The organism is Massilia sp. CT11-108 (assembly GCF_047302915.1).
Lineage (GTDB): Bacteria > Pseudomonadota > Gammaproteobacteria > Burkholderiales > Burkholderiaceae_D > Telluria > Telluria orientalis.
Genome location: NZ_JBKYMO010001646.1, coordinates 1 through 250, shown reverse-complemented (window position 1 = coordinate 250; position 250 = coordinate 1). Strand labels below are relative to the sequence as shown.

The following is a 250-nucleotide window of genomic DNA, read 5'->3' as shown; positions in this document are numbered from 1 at the left end:
GACCGGGTCCGCGGCGCCGGCGATGATCAACGTGGGAACGGCGATGGCGCCGATCGCGCTGCGCAGGTCGGCGTGCGCCAGCGCATTGCAGCAGGCCGCGTAGCCTTGCGCATCCTGCTCGCGCAGGCGGGCGATCATGCGCGCGACGGCGTGCGGTTCGCGCGCAATGAACGCGGGCGTGAACCAGCGCGCCGCGGCACCGTCGGCCACGCCATCCATGCCGCCGGCCCGTACCTGGGCGGCATGGATG

Annotated in this window: 1 pseudogene; it reads right to left on the bottom strand. The window is 74.0% G+C overall.

Going from position 1 to position 250, the window contains the following annotated elements:
* Nucleotides 1-250 (bottom strand): annotated as a pseudogene (locus ACEN88_RS35895) (3-oxoadipate enol-lactonase); the annotation flags it as partial.